The organism is Pseudomonas sp. MAG002Y (assembly GCF_019400845.1).
Classification (GTDB): Bacteria; Pseudomonadota; Gammaproteobacteria; order Pseudomonadales; family Pseudomonadaceae; genus Chryseomonas; species Chryseomonas luteola.
Map to the genome: position 1 here is coordinate 64,747 of NZ_WOEJ01000001.1, position 19,046 is coordinate 83,792.

Sequence of the window (19,046 nt, forward strand, 5' to 3'; positions counted from 1 at the left end):
ACTGACAAATAAATAGCCTACCGCTTATACGGCAGACTAAGCGTTCAGCGGCGAGTTACAGACGCCCAAGGTCATTGACCAGAGCCAGTAACATGACACCAACAATTAGGCTTATACCAATCTGCATACCCCACGCCTGAATGCGCTCGGATACAGGTTTCCCTCTTGCCCACTCGACGAAGTAGAACAACAAATGTCCACCGTCCAGTACCGGCACAGGAAGCAGGTTTAAAACCCCAAGGCTTATGCTCAGGTAGGCCAGGAAGTTTAAGAAGTCACTGACACCTGACTGGGCAGAAGCGCCCGCCACTTTAGCAATGGTTATCGGCCCACTCAAGTTTTTTACCGAGAGTTCCCCAAGCAACATTTTCTTAAGCGAGTCGAGCGTCAGCAAACTCATGGTCCAAGTGCGCAAAAGTCCCTGACCTACGGCCTCCAGCGGGCCATAGCTGACTTCCCGAAGCATTTCAGAGGGCCATTCCACGCCCTTGACACCAGCGCCCAAGTAGCCAGAGGCACTTTTTGCATCACCTTTACTAGAAAGCATAACTGGGACAGAGCGCTCAATTCCGGAACGATTAAGCACTAGGTTTACTGTTTGATTCGGGTGGGCACGAACATAATCGACCACCTCTTGCCAGTCGTTAACCGATGAACCCTCAACCGAAACAATACGATCACCAGACTGAATACCTGCTCTGGAGGCAGGCCCTTCAGGATCTAGTTCAGCCACAACAGGTAGCAGTGCCGGACGCCATGGGTGTATGCCGAGAGATCCAATAGGGTCCGGGCTATCAGAGTCCTTGAGCCAACCATCAAGCCGAATGGAATGTACTTCTTGCTGACTGTTACCAGACTCGCGAGTTTCCACGACCAACGTACCCGTTTCACCGAGACGGCGAACCAGCTTGAGATTGACCTCACCCCATCCGGAAACGGCCTTCCCATCAACCGAGACAATTTCATCGTTTGCCTGCAAGCCTGCTTGTGCAGCAAGACTACCTTCATCGACTTTTCCGACGACAGGCTTGACCTGCTGAGTTCCAAGCATGGCCAGAGCCCAAAAGAACACGATAGCCAATAAGAAATTGGCCACCGGACCCGCCGCTACGATAGCGATACGCTGATATACAGACTTACGATTGAACGTCTGGTCGAGCTGGTCAGCAGAAACCTCCCCTTCTCGCTCGTCCAGCATTTTTACATAACCGCCAAGCGGTATTGCTGCTACTACGAACTCAGTTCCCTGCCTGTCATGCCAACGAAATAGCGCCTTACCAAATCCAACAGAGAAACGCAGGACCTTGACACCACATCGACGAGCAACCCAAAAGTGCCCAAACTCATGGAAAGTAACCAACACCCCTAATGCAATCAGGGTTCCAAGAATCATATATAGTGCACTCATGGCGTTCCTCCGCGCTTAGCGCCTGTGGCGCTCAAGCCAGACATTGGCTAAATCTCTGGCATGGCGATCCGCTTGCATGACACATTCAAGATCGGTTACGGCAGAGATTGTTTCCTGCTGGAGCACAGCCTCGATGATCTGCGGTATCTCATCAAAGCGTGCCCTGCCGTTTAGAAAGGCATCTACTGCCACTTCGTTCGCAGCGTTCAATATGGCAGGCGCGGTGCCACCTGCGCTAATAGCTTCTCTCGCCAACCTGAGGCAAGGAAAGCGTTGCTCATCAGGCTTTTGAAAATCAAGCCGTGCTACTGTAAACAGGTCAAGAGGGCTAACCCCGGACTCTATTCGCTCAGGCCATGCCAATGCATGAGCAATTGGCGTACGCATATCGGGATTGCCCAACTGCGCAAGAACCGAACCGTCAATGTAGTCCACTAACGAATGGATAACACTTTGAGGATGAACAACAACTTCAACCTGATCAGGCCTTGCATTGAACAACCAACAGGCCTCAATGAACTCCAACCCCTTGTTCATCATGGTGGCAGAGTCTACTGAAATTTTACGTCCCATCGACCAGTTAGGATGCGCGCACGCCTGATCAGGCGTAACGTCACGCAATACGTCCAATGAGGTTTCACGGAAAGGCCCGCCTGACGCCGTCAGCAAAATTCGCCGCACCCCTTTTGCCACCAGTCCCTCTTCATAGCCTATTGGCAGGCATTGAAAAATGGCATTGTGCTCACTATCAATTGGTAACAGCTTTGCGTTGTACGTTTTGACAGCCTGCATAAACAGGGAGCCGCTCATGACAAGCGCCTCTTTATTGGCAAGGAGAACCTTTTTTCCTTCCTTGACGGCTGCAAGGGTAGGCTTAAGACCTGCCGCGCCAACGATAGCAGCCATAACAGCATCAACATCAGGATGAGCTGATACTTCACTTAGCCCTGCCTCACCGACCAGCACTTGCGTCGAGAGTCCGGCCGCCTTGATTCTGCGCTCCAGCTCTTCGGCCTGAGCGCCGCCCGGCACTACAGCGAACCTCGGCTCATGAGTAATACAAAGCGCTCCGAGCTCATCGAGCCTGGTATAGCCAGTTAACGCAAATGCCCTGTAACGATCAGGATGACGTGCAATGACATCTAAAGTACTGAGACCGATCGATCCGGTAGCACCCAGTACGGTGATGTTTTGAGGACTAGTCACATAACACCCCAGCCCGACCACCAGAGAAGCGCTGCGTAAAGAGGCACTGCAGCAGTCAGACTATCAATACGATCCATGATGCCGCCATGCCCAGGTAGAAGCTGGCTACTGTCCTTAAGCCCCACCTGTCGCTTGAACATGCTTTCCGTAAGATCACCTACAACCGAAACAACGACAACCAGCGAAGCACCGATCAGAGCCTTAATCAGAGTATTGGCATCCCATCCGCGATAGAGACCTACACCCAATGTCAGCACAAGACTGGCTATCAGGCCGCCAATCATGCCCTCCCAGCTTTTACCTGGACTTACCTTGGGAGCAAGCTTGCGCTTGCCAAATGCCTTGCCGGAAAAATAAGCACCAATGTCAGCCACCCATACCAGCAGCATGACACCAAGAATAAGCCAATTATTGAGAGGCCACTGCTTCAGCAGGATCAACCCCTGCCAGGCAGGAACCAGGATAGCCACACCAATCAAAAGGCGTCGCCAAGTTGACTTCCAGTAATGAGCGCTTTCTGGATAGGTCATAACGAGCACGGCAGCAAAAATCCACCAAGCCGCTGCCATCGGCAGGATAGCCAACGCCAGCTGAGGCATCTGCCAGCAGAGCAGAAGAAGGAAAGCAATTACAGCTGCATAACCTACACGAGCCGCCTGAGAGACGAGCCCGGAAAGCCGAGCCCACTCCCAAGCACCCAGGGAAACCACTGCTCCGATAAAGGCAGCGAATATCCCACCTTCTAGCAAAAAGAAGCCCCCAATCGCTATGGGCAGCAACACCAGAGCGGTAAGGACCCTTTGCTTTAGCATGATGCTCTCACTTCTGCTTCAATCTGTTCACTGGTCTTTCCAAAGCGTCTTTGCCGCGTCGCATAATCCGCCAACGCCTTACGCATAGCCTCATGTTTGAAGTCAGGCCAGAACAAGTCGGAAAAATATAGCTCCGCATAAGCCAATTGCCAGAGCAGGAAATTGCTGATGCGATGCTCTCCACCCGTACGGATACATAGATCAGGTAAAGGCATGCCTGCGGTGGTCAAGCAGTTCTGAAGTAACTCAGGCGTTATCCGCTCAGGCTCAAGCGTACCCTCCTTGACTGCCTGCGCCAGCCGCTGGGCCGCCTGGGCGATGTCCCACTGACCACCATAATTGGCAGCCACCTGGAGTACCAGTCTTGTATGACCAGCAGTCAAGGCTTCTGCCTGCTCCATCTCACGCTGCAGTTCAGGATGAAACCTGGAACGATCTCCAATGATGCGAAGACGTATGCCGTTCTGATCGAGCTTTTTGGCTTCCCGTCGAAGCGCTGATAGAAACAGCTCCATCAATGCACTGACTTCATCAGTCGGGCGCCGCCAGTTTTCACTGGAAAACGCAAACAACGTGAGCACTTCGACACCGGCGTCCGCACAGACTTCTATAGCCGCACGAACAGCGTCGACACCAGCTCTATGTCCTGCCACTCCAGGCAGTAACCGCCGGCGAGCCCAGCGGTTATTACCATCCATGATAATGGCGACATGACGCGGTACTACAGAACTAGGGTCGCTATTGCCCATCTTGCATCCCTGCCGTCAAACGGCCATCAAATCAGTTTCCTTAGCCTCCAAGGCCTTATCGACCTCAGCGACATATTTATCAGTCAATTTCTGGATCTCATCCTGCGCACGACGCTCTTCGTCTTCGCTGATTTCCTTTTCCTTGAGGAGATCCTTCAACTGAGCCAGCGCATCACGGCGAATATTCCGCACGGAAACACGAGCCTGTTCAGCCTCCTGGCGCGCCTGCTTAGTGAAACCCTTTCGAGTTTCCTCAGTTAGAGCCGGCATCGGGACGCGAATGGTAGTCCCGGCTGTCGCTGGGTTCAGTCCCAGATCCGAAGTCATGATGGCTTTTTCAACAGCCTGAATCATGCTTTTATCAAAAACAGTCAGCGCCAACGTACGGGAATCTTCCACAGTCACATTGGCCACCTGGCGCAGCGGCGTGTCACTACCGTAATAGGACACCATAACGCTATCAAGAATGCTTGGATGAGCGCGTCCAGTACGGATCTTGGCGAAAGCGTGACCAAGCGCTTCAATGGTCTTGGTCATTCGGCTTTGAGCTTCTTGCTTTATTTCATTGATCATACTGTGCCCTCTTCGATCAAAGTACCTTCTCCGCCGCCTACAACAATATTCAGCAAGGCGCCGGATTTATTCATATTGAACACCCGAAGCGGCATCTTATGATCACGACACAGACAGATTGCTGTCAGGTCCATCACGCCCAGCTTACGGTCGAGCACTTCGTCATATGTCAAGCGATCGAACCTTTCCGCATTCGGGTCCTTGAAAGGATCTGCAGTGTACACGCCATCGACCTTGGTTGCTTTAAGCACCAGATCAGCCTCAACTTCGATAGCACGCAAGCAGGCAGCCGAATCAGTGGTAAAGAATGGGTTACCCGTGCCAGCCGAGAAAATAACCACCTCGCCGTTCTGCAACTGACGCATAGCCTTACGGCGATCATACTGATCAGTCACACCCACCATGGAGATGGCTGACATAACAGTTGCCGGGATATTAGAGCGCTCCAGGGAATCACGCATGGCCAGCGCATTCATAACGGTAGCCAGCATACCCATATGGTCACCCGTAACACGGTCCATACCTGCGGCTGACAACGCAGCCCCACGGAACAGGTTACCACCACCAATCACCAGCCCGACCTGAACACCGATACCAACAAGCTGACCGATCTCCAAGGACATACGATCAAGCACTTTTGGGTCAATGCCGAAATCTTCGGATCCCATTAGGGCTTCGCCGCTGAGTTTAAGCAGAATACGTTTGTAACGGGGTTGGCGACCACTCATCTGCTGAGCCATTCAGTCTCTCCTGCGACGATTTGAAATAATAAAAAACAAATCATTTTCCCATTACCGAACCGGAACGTCAGCGGTGACGCATCGATAGTGGGATCGTTACCAAATAAAAAAGAAAACCCATACCTTCGCTACTTGAAAAAAGAGGCCGCACGCGGTGGCGGGCAGCCTCTTTTTCAGCATCGATAGCGTCTTACTGCTTGCTGGCTGCGACCTGAGCGGCCACCTCAGCTGCGAAGTCCACTTCGGCTTTCTCGATACCTTCACCTACTTCGTAACGGACGTAGGAAACGATTTCAGCGCCAGCCTTCTTGGCCAGATCGCCAACTTTAACTTCCGGATCCTTTACAAAAGGCTGCTCAACCAGGCTTGCCTCAGCCAAGAACTTGTTGATACGGCCTTTGACCATGTTTTCAACAATATTTTCCGGCTTGCCAGCAATCTTGTCTGCGTTCAGTGCCAGAAAGATTTCTTTTTCCTTGGCAATCGCTTCTTCAGAAACCTGGGAAGGATTCAGGAACTGAGGGTTGCTTGCAGCAATGTGCATCGCGATATCACGAGCCAGCTCAGGCGTACCACCGTTCAGAGCAACAACAACACCGATGCGGTGGCCGTGCAGGTAGGCACCTATCACATCACCCTCTACACGAGTCAGGCGACGAATAGTGACGTTTTCGCCTGTCTTGGAAACCAGCGCCAGACGCGCCTCTTCCTGGGACTCTACCAGCGGAGCAGCATCAGTCAGCTTCTGATCGAACGCCTTATTCAAGCTATCTGCAACGAAAGCCTTGAAGTCATCCTGCAGAGCCAGGAAGTCAGTCTGGGAGTTGACTTCGATGATCAGAGCAGCCTTGTTGTCGTCGGAAACCTTGACAGCAATCGCACCTTCAGCAGCGATGTTACCAGCCTTCTTAGCCGCCTTGATGGCGCCAGCTGCACGCATATCATCGATGGCTTTCTCGATGTCGCCGCCGGCAGCAGTCAACGCCTTCTTGCAATCCATCATGCCAAGGCCGGTACGCTCACGCAGTTCTTTGACCAGGGCCGCAGTAATCTCTGCCATGCTCGAATCCTCTTGAATCAGTGTCTAAACCAATGCCCTAGGGCAGTAATTCTCTGAGTGGCAAAAAGGGGGCCTAGCCCCCTTCCTGCTCACTGAATGTCCAAGTCTTTACGACAGGGTCAATCAGCCTTCAGCAGCTTCGCTCGCTGCTTCTTGAACGAACTCTTCAGGTGTTGCACCTGCGTTCTGCTTACCACGCAGTACGGCATCAGCCGTGGCGCTCAGGTACAGCTGGACAGCGCGGAAGGCGTCATCGTTACCCGGGATGATGTAATCAACGCCTTCAGGGCTGCTGTTGGTATCAACAACACCGATAACCGGGATACCAAGCTTGTTCGCTTCGGTGATCGCGATGCGCTCGTGATCAACGTCGATAACGAACAGAGCGTCCGGCAGACCGCCCATCTCCTTGATACCACCCAAGCTGCGCTCGAGCTTCTCGAGATCGCGAGTGCGCATCAGCGCTTCTTTCTTGGTTAGCTTGCCGAAGGTGCCGTCTTCAGCCTGAACTTCAAGCTCACGCAGACGCTTGATGGACTGACGAATAGTCTTATAGTTCGTCAGCATACCGCCCAACCAGCGGTGATCCACGAAAGGCATGCCACAACGAGCAGCTTCTTCGCGAACGATCTTGCCAGCGGAACGCTTGGTACCAACGAACAGGATTTTGTTCTTGCCAGAAGCCAGGCGCTCAACAAAGCTCAGCGCTTCGTTGAACATTGGCAAAGTCTTTTCGAGGTTGATGATGTGAATCTTGTTACGCGCGCCGAAAATGTACTTACCCATTTTCGGGTTCCAGTAACGGGTCTGGTGGCCGAAGTGCACACCGGCCTTCAGCATGTCGCGCATGTTGACTTGGGACATTGATATTTCCTCAATAAGTCGGGTTGGGCCTCCACGCATCCCAATGGCCAACTCCTTGCAGAGCACCCAGGCCATCGTGCCGATACGTGTGTGGGGTTTAGGGCGTTTTAGGGCTATTGCCCGAAAAGCGCCGCGCTTTATACCACAGAAGTCAGCCGAATTAAACCATGGCAGACTACTGCGATTGGGATGGTGACGAAGGACAGGCTTGTTAGAATCCTGTCCAACCCTCTTATTTTAGTTCATATGCAGGCTGCCTGCGCAGCGCTTAGAGATTCTAATGACCGTTATTATCAAGACCCCTGAAGACATCGAGAAAATGCGTATCGCCGGCCAACTGGCGGCTGATGTACTGGAAATGCTGGATGAGCATGTTAAGCCGGGCGTTACGACCGAGGAGCTGAATAAGCTTTGCCACGACTATATCGTCAATGTGCAACAGGCTATTCCGGCGCCACTCAATTACAAGGGCTACCCCAAGTCCATTTGTACTTCGCTTAATCATGTCGTCTGTCATGGCATCCCCAACGACAAGCCACTCAAGAAAGGCGACATCCTTAACGTGGATATCACGGTTATCAAAGACGGCTACCACGGCGATACCAGCAAGATGTATTGCGTCGGCGAAGTGGCCGAGTGGGCAAAGCGACTCTGCGAGGTAACTCAGGAGTGCCTATATAAAGGTATTTCGGTTGTTCGCCCCGGCGCCCGGCTGGGTGATATTGGCGAAATCATTCAGAAGCACGCTGAAAAACAGGGTTTTTCCGTGGTGCGCGAGTATTGTGGTCATGGTATCGGCAAGGGCTTTCATGAGGAGCCGCAGGTTGTTCATTATGGGCGTGCTGGAACAGGCCTTGAACTCAAGGAAGGCATGATCTTCACCATTGAGCCGATGATCAACCAGGGCCGCGCTGAAACCAAGCTGCTTGGTGACGGTTGGACGGCCATCACCAAGGACCGCAAGCTGTCTGCTCAGTGGGAACACACCGTACTGGTTACCGCCGATGGCTATGAAATTCTGACACTGCGCAAAGACGAAACCATTTCCCGCACCCCCGCATGAGGTAATACGGGTATGCCCCAGGTAGATCCCGAACTGTTCGACCGCGGACAGTTCCAGGCTGAACTCGCATTAAAGACCAGCCCCATCGCCGCGTTCAAAAAGGCGATCCGCAAGGCAAATGAGGTATTGGACGAGCGATTTTCAGCCGGGCGCAGTACGCGTCGCCTGGTTGAGGATCGAGCCTGGTTCGTTGACCAGATACTGTGCGAAGCCTGGCAACGACTGAACTGGGGTAATGCACAGATTGCCTTGCTCGCCGTAGGGGGGTATGGCCGCGGCGAGCTGCATCCGCAATCGGACATCGATTTGCTCATTTTATTGGGCTCAGAAGATCAGGAAGCGCATCGGGAAGCCATTGAGGGCTTCCTGACGTTGCTGTGGGATATCGGCCTTGCTGTCGGACAGAGTGTGCGCTCAGTCCAAGAGTGCGCGGATGAGGCCAGGGCCGACCTGACCGTCATCACCAATCTGATGGAGTGCCGTACCATTGCCGGCCCGGAAGCCCTTCGTCTGAGGATGCTGGATGTAACCAGCCCCAAGCGAATGTGGCCCAGCCGTGATTTCTTTCTGGCAAAGCGGGATGAGCAGAAGGCCCGGCATGCCAAGTACAACGACACGGAATACAACCTTGAGCCCAACGTCAAAGGCTCACCGGGTGGATTACGTGATATCCAGGCACTCTTGTGGGTTGCACGCCGCCATTTCGGGACGCTGAACCTGCATGCGCTGGTTGGTCAGGGTTTTCTGACTGAAAGCGAATGTTCGCTGCTGGCTTCCAGTCAGGAGTTCCTGTGGAAGGTGCGTTACGCCCTGCATATGCTGGCAGGCCGACCTGAGGATCGCCTCCTGTTTGATCATCAGCGCCGCATCGCCGGCCTCCTGGGTTATGAAGACAGCGATGCGAAGCTGGCCGTTGAGCGCTTCATGCAGAAGTATTATCGCGTGGTCATGGACATTGCCCAGCTCAACGATGTTGTCATGCAGCACTTTGAGGAAGCCATCCTGCGGGATGACGAAAGCGAGCCAACGCAGCCTCTTAACAGCCGCTTCCAGTTACGGGACGGCTATATTGAGGTTACGCATCCGGAGGTATTCAAGCGCACCCCCTTTGCACTGCTGGAAATTTTCGTGCTGATGGCTCAGCACCCGGAAATCAAGGGTGTTTCTGCGGGTACGATCCGGTTGCTTCGCGACCACCGTCATCTAATCAATGACGAATTCCGACATGACATCCGCAACACCAGCTTATTTATCGAGCTGTTCAAGAGCCGCGAAGGCATTCATCGCAACCTTCGCCGTATGAACCGCTACGGTATTCTTGGCCTGTATTTGCCGGAGTTCGGCCAAATCATCGGTCAGATGCAGCATGACCTGTTCCATATCTATACGGTCGATGCGCATACACTCAATCTGATCAAGCATCTGCGCAAACTGAACCGACCGGAGATGACGGAAAAGTATCCCCTGGCCACGCGGGTGATGAACAAGCTGCCTAAACCGGAGTTGATCTATATTGCCGGTCTTTACCATGACATTGGCAAGGGCCGAGGCGGTGATCATTCGGAGCTGGGCGCCGTAGATGCCGAAGCGTTCTGCCGCCGCCATCAGCTACCCGAATGGGACAGCAACCTAATCTATTGGCTGGTACGCAATCACCTGGCGATGTCGACCACAGCGCAGCGCAAGGATTTGTCTGACCCCCTAGTGATTCATGACTTTGCACAGACGGTAGGCGACCAGGTCCATCTGGATTATCTCTATGCGCTCACTGTGGCAGATATCAACGCGACCAACCCCAACCTCTGGAACTCCTGGCGCGCCAGTCTGCTGCGACAGCTGTATACCGAGACCAAGCGTGCCTTGCGCCGCGGACTTGAGAACCCGGTAGAACGTGAAGAGCAAATTCGCCAGACACAGAGTTCAGCCATCGATATCCTGGTGCGTAATGGCATCGATCAGGATGATGCCGAACACCTGTGGGGACAGCTCGGTGACGACTATTTCCTGCGTCACACTGCCAGCGATGTAGCGTGGCACACCGAAGCTATTTTGAGTCATCCCAATGATGGTAATCCGCTGATCCTGATCAAGGAGACTACTCAACGCGAGTTTGAAGGCGGCACCCAGATCTTCATTTATGCGCAGGACCAGCACGACTTCTTTGCTGTGACTGTGGCAGCAATGGACCAGCTGAACCTGAGCATCCAGGACGCGCGCATTATTACGTCCACCAGCCAGTTTACCCTGGATACCTATGTTGTACTCGACGCGGACGGAGGCTCTATCGGCAATAACCCGGCCCGTATCCAGCAGATCAGAAGCGGCTTGATCCAGGCCCTAAAAACACCTGAAGAGTACCCCAACATCATCAACCGACGTGTTCCTCGTCAGCTCAAACATTTTGCGTTCGCGCCACACGTGAATATCTATACGGATGCTCAGCGCGCCGTGAGCCTGATTGAGCTGACCGCCCCTGATCGCCCGGGCCTATTGGCTCGCGTGGGCGGTATATTCCTGGATTTCGACCTATCGGTTCAGAATGCCAAAATCGCCACGTTGGGCGAGCGTGTTGAAGACGTCTTTTATGTTACGGATGCTCAAGGGCAGCCCCTGTCGGATCCGAAGCTGTGCGAGCAACTTCAACAAGCGCTGATCAAAAACCTAAGCGGGGCCAATGGCTCAGAAACGCCGTTGCTACGCATCAGTATCTAATGGACAACTCAGCCTAAGGCCAGGCTGCACTCGCGAGACCTGTATATGAACGATGCCTTGAACCTGCTCCAGCCCTACCCTTTCGAAAAACTGCGCACGCTGCTGGCAGGTGTCCAGCCACCGGCAGATAAAAAGGCCATCGCGTTATCAATCGGCGAACCTAAACACCCCTCCCCAGCGTTTGTCGCAAAAGCGCTGACCGAGCACCTTGATCAACTGGCGGTCTATCCAACAACAGCCGGACTGCCTGCTTTGCGCGAAGCGATTGTGACGTGGTGCGAGCAGCGTTTTCGTGTACCGACCGGCTGGATGGACGCAGCTCAGCATGCCTTACCGGTAACCGGCACGCGCGAAGCGCTTTTCTCCTTTACACAGGCGGTGGTGAATCGCCAGGAAGGCGCGCTGGTAGTAAGCCCCAACCCTTTCTATCAGATCTATGAAGGCGCCACGCTGCTGGCTGGTGCGCTGCTGCACTACCTGCCCTGCCTGCCTGAGAAAGGTTTTAATCCTGACTTCGATGCTGTTCCAGCCGAAATATGGGATCGCTGCCAGTTGCTGTTCCTGTGCTCTCCCGGCAATCCAACCGGAGCATTGTTGCCTGTCGAGACCTTGAAGCGTTTGATCGAGCTGGCCGACCACCATGACTTCGTGATTGCAGCGGATGAGTGCTATAGCGAGTTGTATTTCGATGAAAACAATCCACCCGCAGGCCTTTTAACAGCCTGCGCGGAGCTAGGCCGTAAGGATTTCAGCCGTTGTGTGGTCTTTCACAGCCTGTCCAAGCGTTCGAATTTACCTGGTTTGCGCTCAGGCTTCGTTGCAGGGGACGCCGAGATTCTCAAACGCTTCCTGCTGTATCGGACCTACCACGGCTGCGCCATGCCGATCCAGGTACAGCGCGCCAGCATTGCCGCATGGCGCGATGAAACCCACGTACGCGAGAACCGCGTGCTTTACCGGGAAAAATTCAACGCTGTGCTGGCAATACTAAAAGATGTGTTGGACGTCGAGCGTCCGGACGGCGGTTTTTACCTCTGGGCTAAAACACCGGTAGATGACGAGTCCTTCGCCCGTGAGCTGTATGCAAACGAACATGTTACCGTTGTGCCAGGCTCCTACCTTTCCCGGACGGTGAACGGTGTGAATCCTGGTGCCAATCGGGTTCGCATGGCCTTGGTAGCACCTCTGAACGAGTGTATCGAAGCCGCCGAGCGTATCCGCGCATTCTGCAGCCGCTGACGCCTGCTCAGCCTGCCGTTGAAACTGGCAGGCTGCGCATCAGTGTCGCCTCGCTGAAGTCCAGATCACTCAGGACTTCAGCGACGATTTCATCGTCGATTACGCCAGACAAGCGCATACGATAGAGCTCCCGACGCTGAGCCCGGATAGCCAGCAACCGCAGCTGCGTTTCAATAAACAGACTGGTTCGGGCACGCGCCTGAACCTCCTCCGTGTCCTGGTAGATATCAAGCTGTTCGCGAAACTCGGCCATGAGCTGCGTCTTGATTTCCGCCTTCAATCCCGCACGCGCAGGATCTTCGTCATCAATGCTTTCCGCCTCAAGGGCGCGAAGAGCCGCTTCTGCCGTATTGCGCCGAATTTCTCGGCGCTCACGGTCGGCAGCCTCATTGGTACCCACACTTAGTCCACGCAGCAGCAGGGGTAATCCAATGCTGGCCGCCAGCAGGGACAGCAGGATTACGCCCGCAGCAATAAAGATCAGGACATCGCGCTGGGGGAATGGCTGTCCATTCGCGAGAACAATGGGTAGAGACAGTACACCTGCCAGCGTCACGGCCCCGCGTACACCTGCAATTGACGCAATAATTGCGGTACGTTGGAAATCATTGCCCGGCATAGCCTCATGATGTCGGGAGATGCGCCAATACAGGTTCATGACCAGGTAACGCAGCAGGATCAGCGCCAGGAAGATCAGAGTTACCTCCCCCATCAGCCACCCTAGCGTCTTGTAGACATGCTCGGACGGCTTGAGCACGGCAGCAATGATGTCGGGCAGCTGCAGGCCCAAGAGCAGGAACACCAGTCCATTGAAGGTGAACTCCAGCATCGACCAGATACTGTGGTTGAGCAATCGAGTACGCGACTGCCTGGGCAGCATGTCGATACGGCTCTGCACAAGCCCGGCGGCAACCGCAGAAAGAATGCCTGAGAAGCCCAGGTGTTCGGCAATGACATAGGCGGCAAATGGCAATAGAAGCAAGAAGACGACATAGGGTGCAGGATCCGTCCACCCATGCTCGACCAGCCAGTTACGGGCCTGCCCTGTCAGCCAGCTGAGCGCCGCCCCTGTAAAGAGACCGCCAATGGCAACCATGAGAAACGTCAGACTCGCATCTGCCAGCGAAAACACGCCGGTCATGGCAGCCGCTACGGCAAAGCGAAAGGTGACAAGACCGGACGCATCATTGAAAAGTGCTTCACCCTGCAGGATATGCATCAGCCGCTTGGGCAGTTTCCCACGTGCAATTCCGGACACCGCAACGGCATCGGTCGGCGACAGAACCGCGGCCAGTGCAAAGGCTACCGGCCAGGACAGGCCAGGCACCAGCAAGTGAATAAAGGCGCCAGCGGCCAAAACGGTGATGAATACCAGACCAAACGCCAGCGTCAGGATAGGCGCCCGAAGCCGCCAGAGTTCGCGCTTCGGCATGCGCCACCCATCGGAGAACAGAAGTGGCGGAATGAATAAGAGCATGAACAGTTCAGGATCAAGCGCGACATGCAAGCCCAGGGCTGGCAACGCCAGTAACGCCCCGACAACGACCTGGATCAGTGGAAGCGGCACGGGAAGAAACTGAGCACTCAAGCGGGTCGCGCCCACCACAAGCAGCATGATCAAGATGGTATAAACGAGTGTCACCGCTTCTCTCCGCTGGCTACCGAGCCGATCCGCCCGATCTGTACGACACGATCCCTATCGACAAGCCCTGCAAAGACACGTTCGGCAATGCCGCGCCCAAACGGTAGGCATGAGGTGTCATGAGGTCATACACCTCACCCAAGGCTCGCCAGTACGTCGTGCTGGCGCCAACTGGACGCCCTCAACTAAGAGGGCGTCACGTTGAAAGACAGTTTCAGGCTGGGCGGGTAACGGTCAGGGTTACAGCCGCGATGCGGTCGGCCTGTGCATAAACACCGGATTCCAGTTCTTCACCGAAGACATCCGGATCCATCTCACGATAACGCCAGACCAAATCTGTTTTGGCTAACCGCTCCTGGACAGCCTCTAGGAACGGATCCTGGCCTCCCACCATGGCCACGCCGGTATACAGCAGCAAGGTTCCCGCTGGTGCCAAGCGCTCCAGCGCGGCGTCCAGAATGGAAAGAGAGAGTCCGGCTCCCAGCGGCCCGCCCCCGTGGCGATAGGCGCGTTCGGTAGGATCGACCAGGTAAGGCGGATTGGAAATAATAAGATCGAACTCGCCTTCAACATCATTCAGCAGGTTGCTATGCCGAGCCACCACATTGGTCGCTTCAGCCATGTCCGCATTGATTTCAGTAAAGCGGAGCGCGCGATCGTTGATATCAACAGCCAAGACCTCGGCGCCTGGCCTCGCCAGCGCGACAAGTATCGCACCCGGACCTGCACCACTGCCGATATCGACTGCCCGCCGGATCTGCCCAGTTTCGAAGCGCAGCTGGGCTTCGATAGCGTTGGCGTAGCGATACGTATCTGGACCAAAGAACACTGCATCCGCCTCGTCCGTAGGATAAGCGGAGTGGACGAATAACTGATCGCCCAAAGTTGACACACGAACCTTGCAGCGCCAACCATCCTGATAGGATTCCAGGATGTCGGCGGCCTGCATGGCTTCGAAAAGCTCGGGTGAAATGAGCCCCTGCTTGAAAGGCCGACTCCAGCCAAAAATACCTTGCAAGTCCTTTGCCCACTCGTTGCCGGGGCGACTATTGACGCGGGCATGTGAGGCCGGCGTTATTGTGATGAATTGGTAATGAGCGTCGCGTAATGCTTCGATCAGGAGGCGAAAAGGTTGGACCGAGTGTTTGGAGATTGCAGGCTGTTCGCGCATCTGTGTATCCGTCACGCAGTTTGATCCTTTAGAAACAGGACAGGGCCCTCGTTGGGCCCTGTCCTTGGATGGTCAGTTGAAAAGCTTGTTGAAGAGGCGTGTGGCCAACAATCCAGAGGCGGTATGGTGATTGGCTGGCGACATCATCTCGATCAGAAGCGCCATACCCGCTTCGCGAGTCGGCTGGCACGCCAAGCGTTGCTCCAGGGCCGCGGCTTCGCTGTCAAAGTCATTTACCTCTGCAATAGAGGCATTTGAGGATGTATGGTCGCCTGAGCTTTGACAAAGCGCTTCCTGCTGACGCTGCTTGGCGCGAAAGCTCAGCTCCCGCTTAGGCAAGATAGCGACTCGGTCCTGCCCTGCCTGGTCCTTGGCTATTACCTTGGCACCGGTGTGCACCAGATCACCCGCAATCCAGTCATGAATAAGCTGCTGCTCATAGGCAGTAAACACACCAAACATTTCGGCACGCTCACCTTGTATGAGCTTCCAGAAACGGCTGTTTTGTGGGTCTTCATGGCGCTTGATCCAGCCTTGAGCCTCCATGGCTTCAAGAAAGGCCGGTATCTGAGCTGGATCGGCCAGCCACTCACTTACATTGCGCCCACCGATTCGGCAGTAATCAGAATGCACGTATTTGCCGACGGTGCTTTTCTCTGCCAGTAGCGAAATAACTTCCTGTTCAAGATCGAACGAGCCAATGACAGACGTTGTGCCTGCGCCCAGGTTGTTGAGCAGATAGCCCTGAGCTACACGTCGATAGAATGCTTCGCGACCTTCTACCGGCATGGCGTCATGAACGGCCTGCAGGGCCTTCTTTGCATGACCGGTACCGGCGTTATCGACCGTCACGTGCAACGTAAAGTAATAAGGATCGATCCCAAGCTCATTCAACTCGTAAGAGGTAATGAGCAGATGAAGCGGCAACTGTTCATAGCCGAGGTTGAAGCCAATGATCTCGGGCAGGAAATGCTCGGCGTTATAGGCCAGCGCCAGCTGGATCGCACCCTGAACATAATGATCATCGCTCAGGCCATCCCAGTCTTCACAACCGTTACTGGCCAGCAATTTCTTATACAGGACGACATGATTCTTGTCTGGCAAACCCTCGCCCAACTCTTCCAGATAGATCTGGATAGGTGCAGTGAAGCGGGTGTCATTCCAGCGCTGCAAAATACCGTACAGCCAGGCGCCGTCTACCAGTTTGGTCGGGGCAACCCCTCTCAAAAAGTAGAGCGCATGGGATTTACTCGTGAAATAACAACGAGGGGCGCCTGCCTTTCGGGACTTGAGATAGGCTCGGTACTCCTGACCTACCTGCTCGGTACTTTGTAGCATCCAGCGCTCTAGCCCTTGCGGATCCTCCGGCAAATCGGATGGCATAGGTCCAGTCGCACTCAGCTGCTCGTCAAGATAGTGCCGAGCCCTTTCGAGCGCGTCAGCCGCGGGCTTCTGTTCAAGCAGAGAGAAATAAAGATGACGGGATGGCTCAAGGGCGTACGGCGTTAACACAGCCTGTCGGCTCGTCGTGGCTCGTGTAGTGGTCTGCATACGTCAGCACATCTGGCAGTTAATAATTGTACAGGTTGTACAATTTGGCCCCTGCCTGGCGGGTGAGTTCCTTACCTTGTGTCCGCTTGGCAGAAAACGATTGCAACTCAAGAGGCCAACGTCTTGAGCTGCAAGGCGTTAAGCCATCAAACCCGTATGTCGGCCAATGTGTGAAGCTCAGCCTCGATCCGTGTCCCTGTCATGGCCTCCTCGTTGGAAAAACCGTCGTAACGGGAGAGTGGGCCAAAATTGATACCTGTCAGCTGTTCGATACGACGAACACTGCGCTGATAGGTTCGGAAGCGTCCGAACGCGGCATCCAGCTGTCCCAGCTCGCTAGATTGATCGATCATGTAGGCGGTTGCAGATGGTTTTCCGTCATCGGATAAAAAGGCGACTACCTTCCAAAAAGCAGACGGGATCAGCACACCTCGATAGCGCCGGTCATCGTCCCGGAAAACCGGCCCGGTAAATACCGTTGCCCGTTCCTTCCAGCGCCGGGTGTTTTCCAGCAGGTAGTTTTCCAGATCCAGCCAGTTCTTCTGATTGAAGCCGGCCATCTGCGGAGAGCAGTTGGTGAAATGAAAGGTGTCACGGTTGGCAACTTCCGCCTCATTCCCCCAGTTAGGGTCCTCACGACGAACAAGGTGTCCGCGATCCAGCAGGTTATTGGCGTACAGGTCTTCGCCAATCTGGGCTTCCAGCGGGATACGTCCGTCATAGGACCAGCGATCCTTGCCCCGCTCGACCGAAACGGACTGAGCACCATCGATATTGACGCCAACGTAGAACGCCAGCCGGCGTGACGCCGACATGGTGATGGAGAAATGCATATAGTCGAGCCGATTTTCGGCGGAACCTGAAACAGGCAGCACGTCCCCGGCACGCTCATCGCTCATGGTAGGCCAGGGTACGCTGAATTCACCAAGAAAGTCGGCGGCATATCCTGGGCGCCCGGACAGCGACTCGGCATCAGTGATACGAGGGCCCTGCTGCCTGGCCTCAAGATCAACCGCAGGCGCTGCCTCCTGCGGTGCGAGTCGGCGCATATCGCTCAGTCTGGGTCTGTGGTTCAGGTCGATCGCCATTTCTTCATATTCCTATCGTATAGAGTGCGTAGAGAGCTTAGGCAATGCCTTGTCGCCTTGTTATAGATTGCGTCGATAGGCGCACAGCCCACCTCTACATGGCATACTCTGACATTCCTATTTGGCGATTACTTTACAAGGGTGGGAGGCCAGGAATGCCCGACACGAACGGCACATTGAGTTTGTATGGCATAAAGGCCTGCGACACCATGAAAAAGGCGCGCACATGGCTCGACGAACATGGCGTGACCTATCATTTTCACGACTACAAGGTCAGCGGCATCAACCGGGAAACCCTTTCAACCTGGTGCCGTGAGCTTGGTTGGGAAAAGGTGCTGAACCGCGCCGGCACTACGTTCAGAAAACTGCCTGACGAACAAAAGGCAGATCTTGACGAGACCCGTGCCATCGAGCTCATGTTGGCGCAGCCCTCCATGATCAAGCGTCCTGTACTGGACCTGGGAGAGCGTCGCGTACTAGGCTTCAAGCCGGAACTCTATTCGGCTGAACTGGACCGCTGACATGTCGATTGCCTGGGCACTATTCATACCTTCCTGTTTCGCATTGAACATGGCGCCTGGGCCGAACAATCTGCTGTCCGTCAATAATGCTGCCCGCTTCGGCTTTGCAGCGGCCTGTATCGGCACCTTGGGCCGACTGATTGCCTTTGCCGGCATGATCGCGCTGGCGGGCTCAGGCCTGGCGCTCGTATTGTTAACGTCGGCCTGGCTCTTTACTGCGATCAAGCTTGTAGGTGCGATGTACCTCATCTGGACTGCCATCCGCTTATGGACTGCCAACACCTCGACGGACGCTCCATCTCCTGACGAAGTCATCAAGGCAGACCTCTGGAAGTTGATGCGTCAGGAGTTTCTGATCGCTGCAGGCAACCCCAAAGCTATTTTGCTGTTTACCGCGTTTCTTCCGCAGTTTGTAGTGGTGGGTGAGCCGCTTGGGCAGCAGTTTACTCAATTGGGCGCAGCGTTTCTGATCATGGAATGCTTCGCCATCGCAATTTACGCCTTCGCCGGAGCACGTCTCGGCCGCCTGTTGGCTGGTGAGCGTGCCAAGCGTCTGTTCAACCGTGGTTGTGCCGCCCTTCTGGGTAGTGCCGGTGTGGGATTACTTCTCAGCCGGCGTCCGGCCTGACCTTATTTGTTTAGAAGGA

General features: G+C 54.6%; 17 protein-coding genes. 5 read left to right on the plus strand and 12 right to left on the minus strand.

Annotated elements, in window-relative coordinates:
* Positions 1–55: 55 nt before the first annotated feature.
* From rseP to rpsB, 8 genes are all read right to left on the minus strand, one after another.
* Positions 56–1,408, minus strand: a complete 1,353-nt coding sequence (gene rseP / locus GM154_RS00320; protein WP_219650572.1) for a sigma E protease regulator RseP — start codon at positions 1,406–1,408, stop codon at positions 56–58.
* A gap of 15 nt (positions 1,409–1,423) precedes the next feature.
* Positions 1,424–2,614, minus strand: coding sequence for a 1-deoxy-D-xylulose-5-phosphate reductoisomerase (gene ispC, locus GM154_RS00325; RefSeq protein ID WP_219650573.1), 1,191 nt, complete (start codon positions 2,612–2,614; stop codon positions 1,424–1,426).
* Positions 2,611–3,426, minus strand: a complete 816-nt coding sequence (locus GM154_RS00330; RefSeq protein ID WP_219650574.1) for a phosphatidate cytidylyltransferase — start codon at positions 3,424–3,426, stop codon at positions 2,611–2,613. The genes ispC and GM154_RS00330 overlap by 4 nt, the downstream gene beginning before the upstream one ends.
* Positions 3,420–4,175 (minus strand): polyprenyl diphosphate synthase, encoded by a 756-nt coding sequence (gene uppS, locus GM154_RS00335; protein WP_010797381.1) that lies wholly within the window; start codon positions 4,173–4,175, stop codon positions 3,420–3,422. Before uppS ends, GM154_RS00330 begins: the two co-directional genes overlap by 7 nt.
* Before the next feature lie 15 nt (positions 4,176–4,190).
* Entirely contained in the window at positions 4,191–4,748 is a 558-nt protein-coding gene (frr, locus tag GM154_RS00340) for a ribosome recycling factor (protein ID WP_019364436.1), read from the minus strand.
* Positions 4,745–5,488, minus strand: coding sequence for a UMP kinase (gene pyrH / locus GM154_RS00345; protein WP_010797379.1), 744 nt, complete (start codon positions 5,486–5,488; stop codon positions 4,745–4,747). The genes frr and pyrH overlap by 4 nt, the downstream gene beginning before the upstream one ends.
* A 190-nt stretch (positions 5,489–5,678) precedes the next feature.
* Positions 5,679–6,548, minus strand: coding sequence for a translation elongation factor Ts (tsf, locus tag GM154_RS00350; RefSeq protein WP_219650575.1), 870 nt, complete (start codon positions 6,546–6,548; stop codon positions 5,679–5,681).
* Between the two features lie 123 nt (positions 6,549–6,671).
* Positions 6,672–7,412 (minus strand): 30S ribosomal protein S2, encoded by a 741-nt coding sequence (rpsB, locus tag GM154_RS00355; protein WP_010797377.1) that lies wholly within the window; start codon positions 7,410–7,412, stop codon positions 6,672–6,674.
* A 280-nt stretch (positions 7,413–7,692) separates the two neighbouring features.
* On the opposite strand from rpsB, the gene map reads away from it, so the two are divergent.
* From map to dapC, 3 genes are read left to right on the plus strand one after another with little or no spacing between them, the layout of a single operon-like run.
* Complete coding sequence (gene map, locus GM154_RS00360) at positions 7,693–8,475, plus strand: type I methionyl aminopeptidase (RefSeq protein WP_010797376.1); 783 nt, start codon at positions 7,693–7,695, stop codon at positions 8,473–8,475.
* 12 nt (positions 8,476–8,487) lie between these two features.
* A complete protein-coding gene (locus tag GM154_RS00365) occupies positions 8,488–11,187 on the plus strand; it encodes a [protein-PII] uridylyltransferase (RefSeq protein ID WP_219650576.1) in 2,700 nt (899 codons plus the stop codon).
* Between the two features lie 45 nt (positions 11,188–11,232).
* Positions 11,233–12,426 carry a succinyldiaminopimelate transaminase gene (gene dapC, locus GM154_RS00370; RefSeq protein ID WP_219650577.1) on the plus strand — a complete coding sequence of 398 codons (1,194 nt, stop codon included), beginning with the start codon at positions 11,233–11,235 and terminating at the stop codon, positions 12,424–12,426.
* Between the two features lie 7 nt (positions 12,427–12,433).
* Here dapC and GM154_RS00375 read toward each other — a convergent pair whose 3' ends face one another.
* From GM154_RS00375 to GM154_RS00390, 4 genes are all read right to left on the minus strand, one after another.
* Entirely contained in the window at positions 12,434–14,068 is a 1,635-nt protein-coding gene (locus GM154_RS00375) for a Na+/H+ antiporter (protein WP_219650578.1), read from the minus strand.
* A gap of 214 nt (positions 14,069–14,282) precedes the next feature.
* On the minus strand, positions 14,283–15,239 hold the full coding sequence (locus tag GM154_RS00380; protein WP_219650931.1) for a class I SAM-dependent methyltransferase: 957 nt from the start codon (positions 15,237–15,239) through the stop codon (positions 14,283–14,285).
* Positions 15,240–15,311: 72 nt separating this feature from the next.
* A complete protein-coding gene (locus tag GM154_RS00385; RefSeq protein WP_219650579.1) occupies positions 15,312–16,790 on the minus strand; it encodes an iron-containing redox enzyme family protein in 1,479 nt (492 codons plus the stop codon).
* Between the two features lie 146 nt (positions 16,791–16,936).
* Positions 16,937–17,878: a DNA/RNA non-specific endonuclease gene (locus GM154_RS00390; protein WP_150347888.1), complete on the minus strand. Its 942-nt coding sequence runs from the start codon at positions 17,876–17,878 to the stop codon at positions 16,937–16,939.
* Between the two features lie 155 nt (positions 17,879–18,033).
* On the opposite strand from GM154_RS00390, the gene GM154_RS00395 reads away from it, so the two are divergent.
* Together GM154_RS00395 and GM154_RS00400 are read left to right on the plus strand one after the other, a co-directional pair.
* A complete protein-coding gene (locus GM154_RS00395) occupies positions 18,034–18,399 on the plus strand; it encodes an ArsC family reductase (protein ID WP_219650581.1) in 366 nt (121 codons plus the stop codon).
* A gap of 1 nt (position 18,400) precedes the next feature.
* Positions 18,401–19,027 carry a LysE family translocator gene (locus GM154_RS00400; protein WP_074828052.1) on the plus strand — a complete coding sequence of 209 codons (627 nt, stop codon included), beginning with the start codon at positions 18,401–18,403 and terminating at the stop codon, positions 19,025–19,027.
* Positions 19,028–19,046: the final 19 nt, after the last annotated feature.

Excerpts from the sequence above, each read along its gene's own strand:
- rseP (WP_219650572.1), bottom strand. The coding sequence starts at position 1,408 with ATGAGTGCACTATATATGATTCTTGGAACCCTGATTGCATTAGGGGTG.
- GM154_RS00330 (WP_219650574.1), bottom strand. The coding sequence starts at position 3,426 with ATGCTAAAGCAAAGGGTCCTTACCGCTCTGGTGTTGCTGCCCATAGCG.
- uppS (WP_010797381.1), bottom strand. The coding sequence starts at position 4,175 with ATGGGCAATAGCGACCCTAGTTCTGTAGTACCGCGTCATGTCGCCATT.
- frr (WP_019364436.1), bottom strand. The coding sequence starts at position 4,748 with ATGATCAATGAAATAAAGCAAGAAGCTCAAAGCCGAATGACCAAGACC.
- pyrH (WP_010797379.1), bottom strand. The coding sequence starts at position 5,488 with ATGGCTCAGCAGATGAGTGGTCGCCAACCCCGTTACAAACGTATTCTG.
- tsf (WP_219650575.1), bottom strand. The coding sequence starts at position 6,548 with ATGGCAGAGATTACTGCGGCCCTGGTCAAAGAACTGCGTGAGCGTACC.
- rpsB (WP_010797377.1), bottom strand. The coding sequence starts at position 7,412 with ATGTCCCAAGTCAACATGCGCGACATGCTGAAGGCCGGTGTGCACTTC.
- map (WP_010797376.1), top strand. The coding sequence starts at position 7,693 with ATGACCGTTATTATCAAGACCCCTGAAGACATCGAGAAAATGCGTATC.
- GM154_RS00365 (WP_219650576.1), top strand. The coding sequence starts at position 8,488 with ATGCCCCAGGTAGATCCCGAACTGTTCGACCGCGGACAGTTCCAGGCT.
- dapC (WP_219650577.1), top strand. The coding sequence starts at position 11,233 with ATGAACGATGCCTTGAACCTGCTCCAGCCCTACCCTTTCGAAAAACTG.
- GM154_RS00380 (WP_219650931.1), bottom strand. The coding sequence starts at position 15,239 with ATGCGCGAACAGCCTGCAATCTCCAAACACTCGGTCCAACCTTTTCGC.
- GM154_RS00385 (WP_219650579.1), bottom strand. The coding sequence starts at position 16,790 with ATGCAGACCACTACACGAGCCACGACGAGCCGACAGGCTGTGTTAACG.
- GM154_RS00390 (WP_150347888.1), bottom strand. The coding sequence starts at position 17,878 with ATGGCGATCGACCTGAACCACAGACCCAGACTGAGCGATATGCGCCGA.
- GM154_RS00395 (WP_219650581.1), top strand. The coding sequence starts at position 18,034 with ATGCCCGACACGAACGGCACATTGAGTTTGTATGGCATAAAGGCCTGC.
- GM154_RS00400 (WP_074828052.1), top strand. The coding sequence starts at position 18,401 with ATGTCGATTGCCTGGGCACTATTCATACCTTCCTGTTTCGCATTGAAC.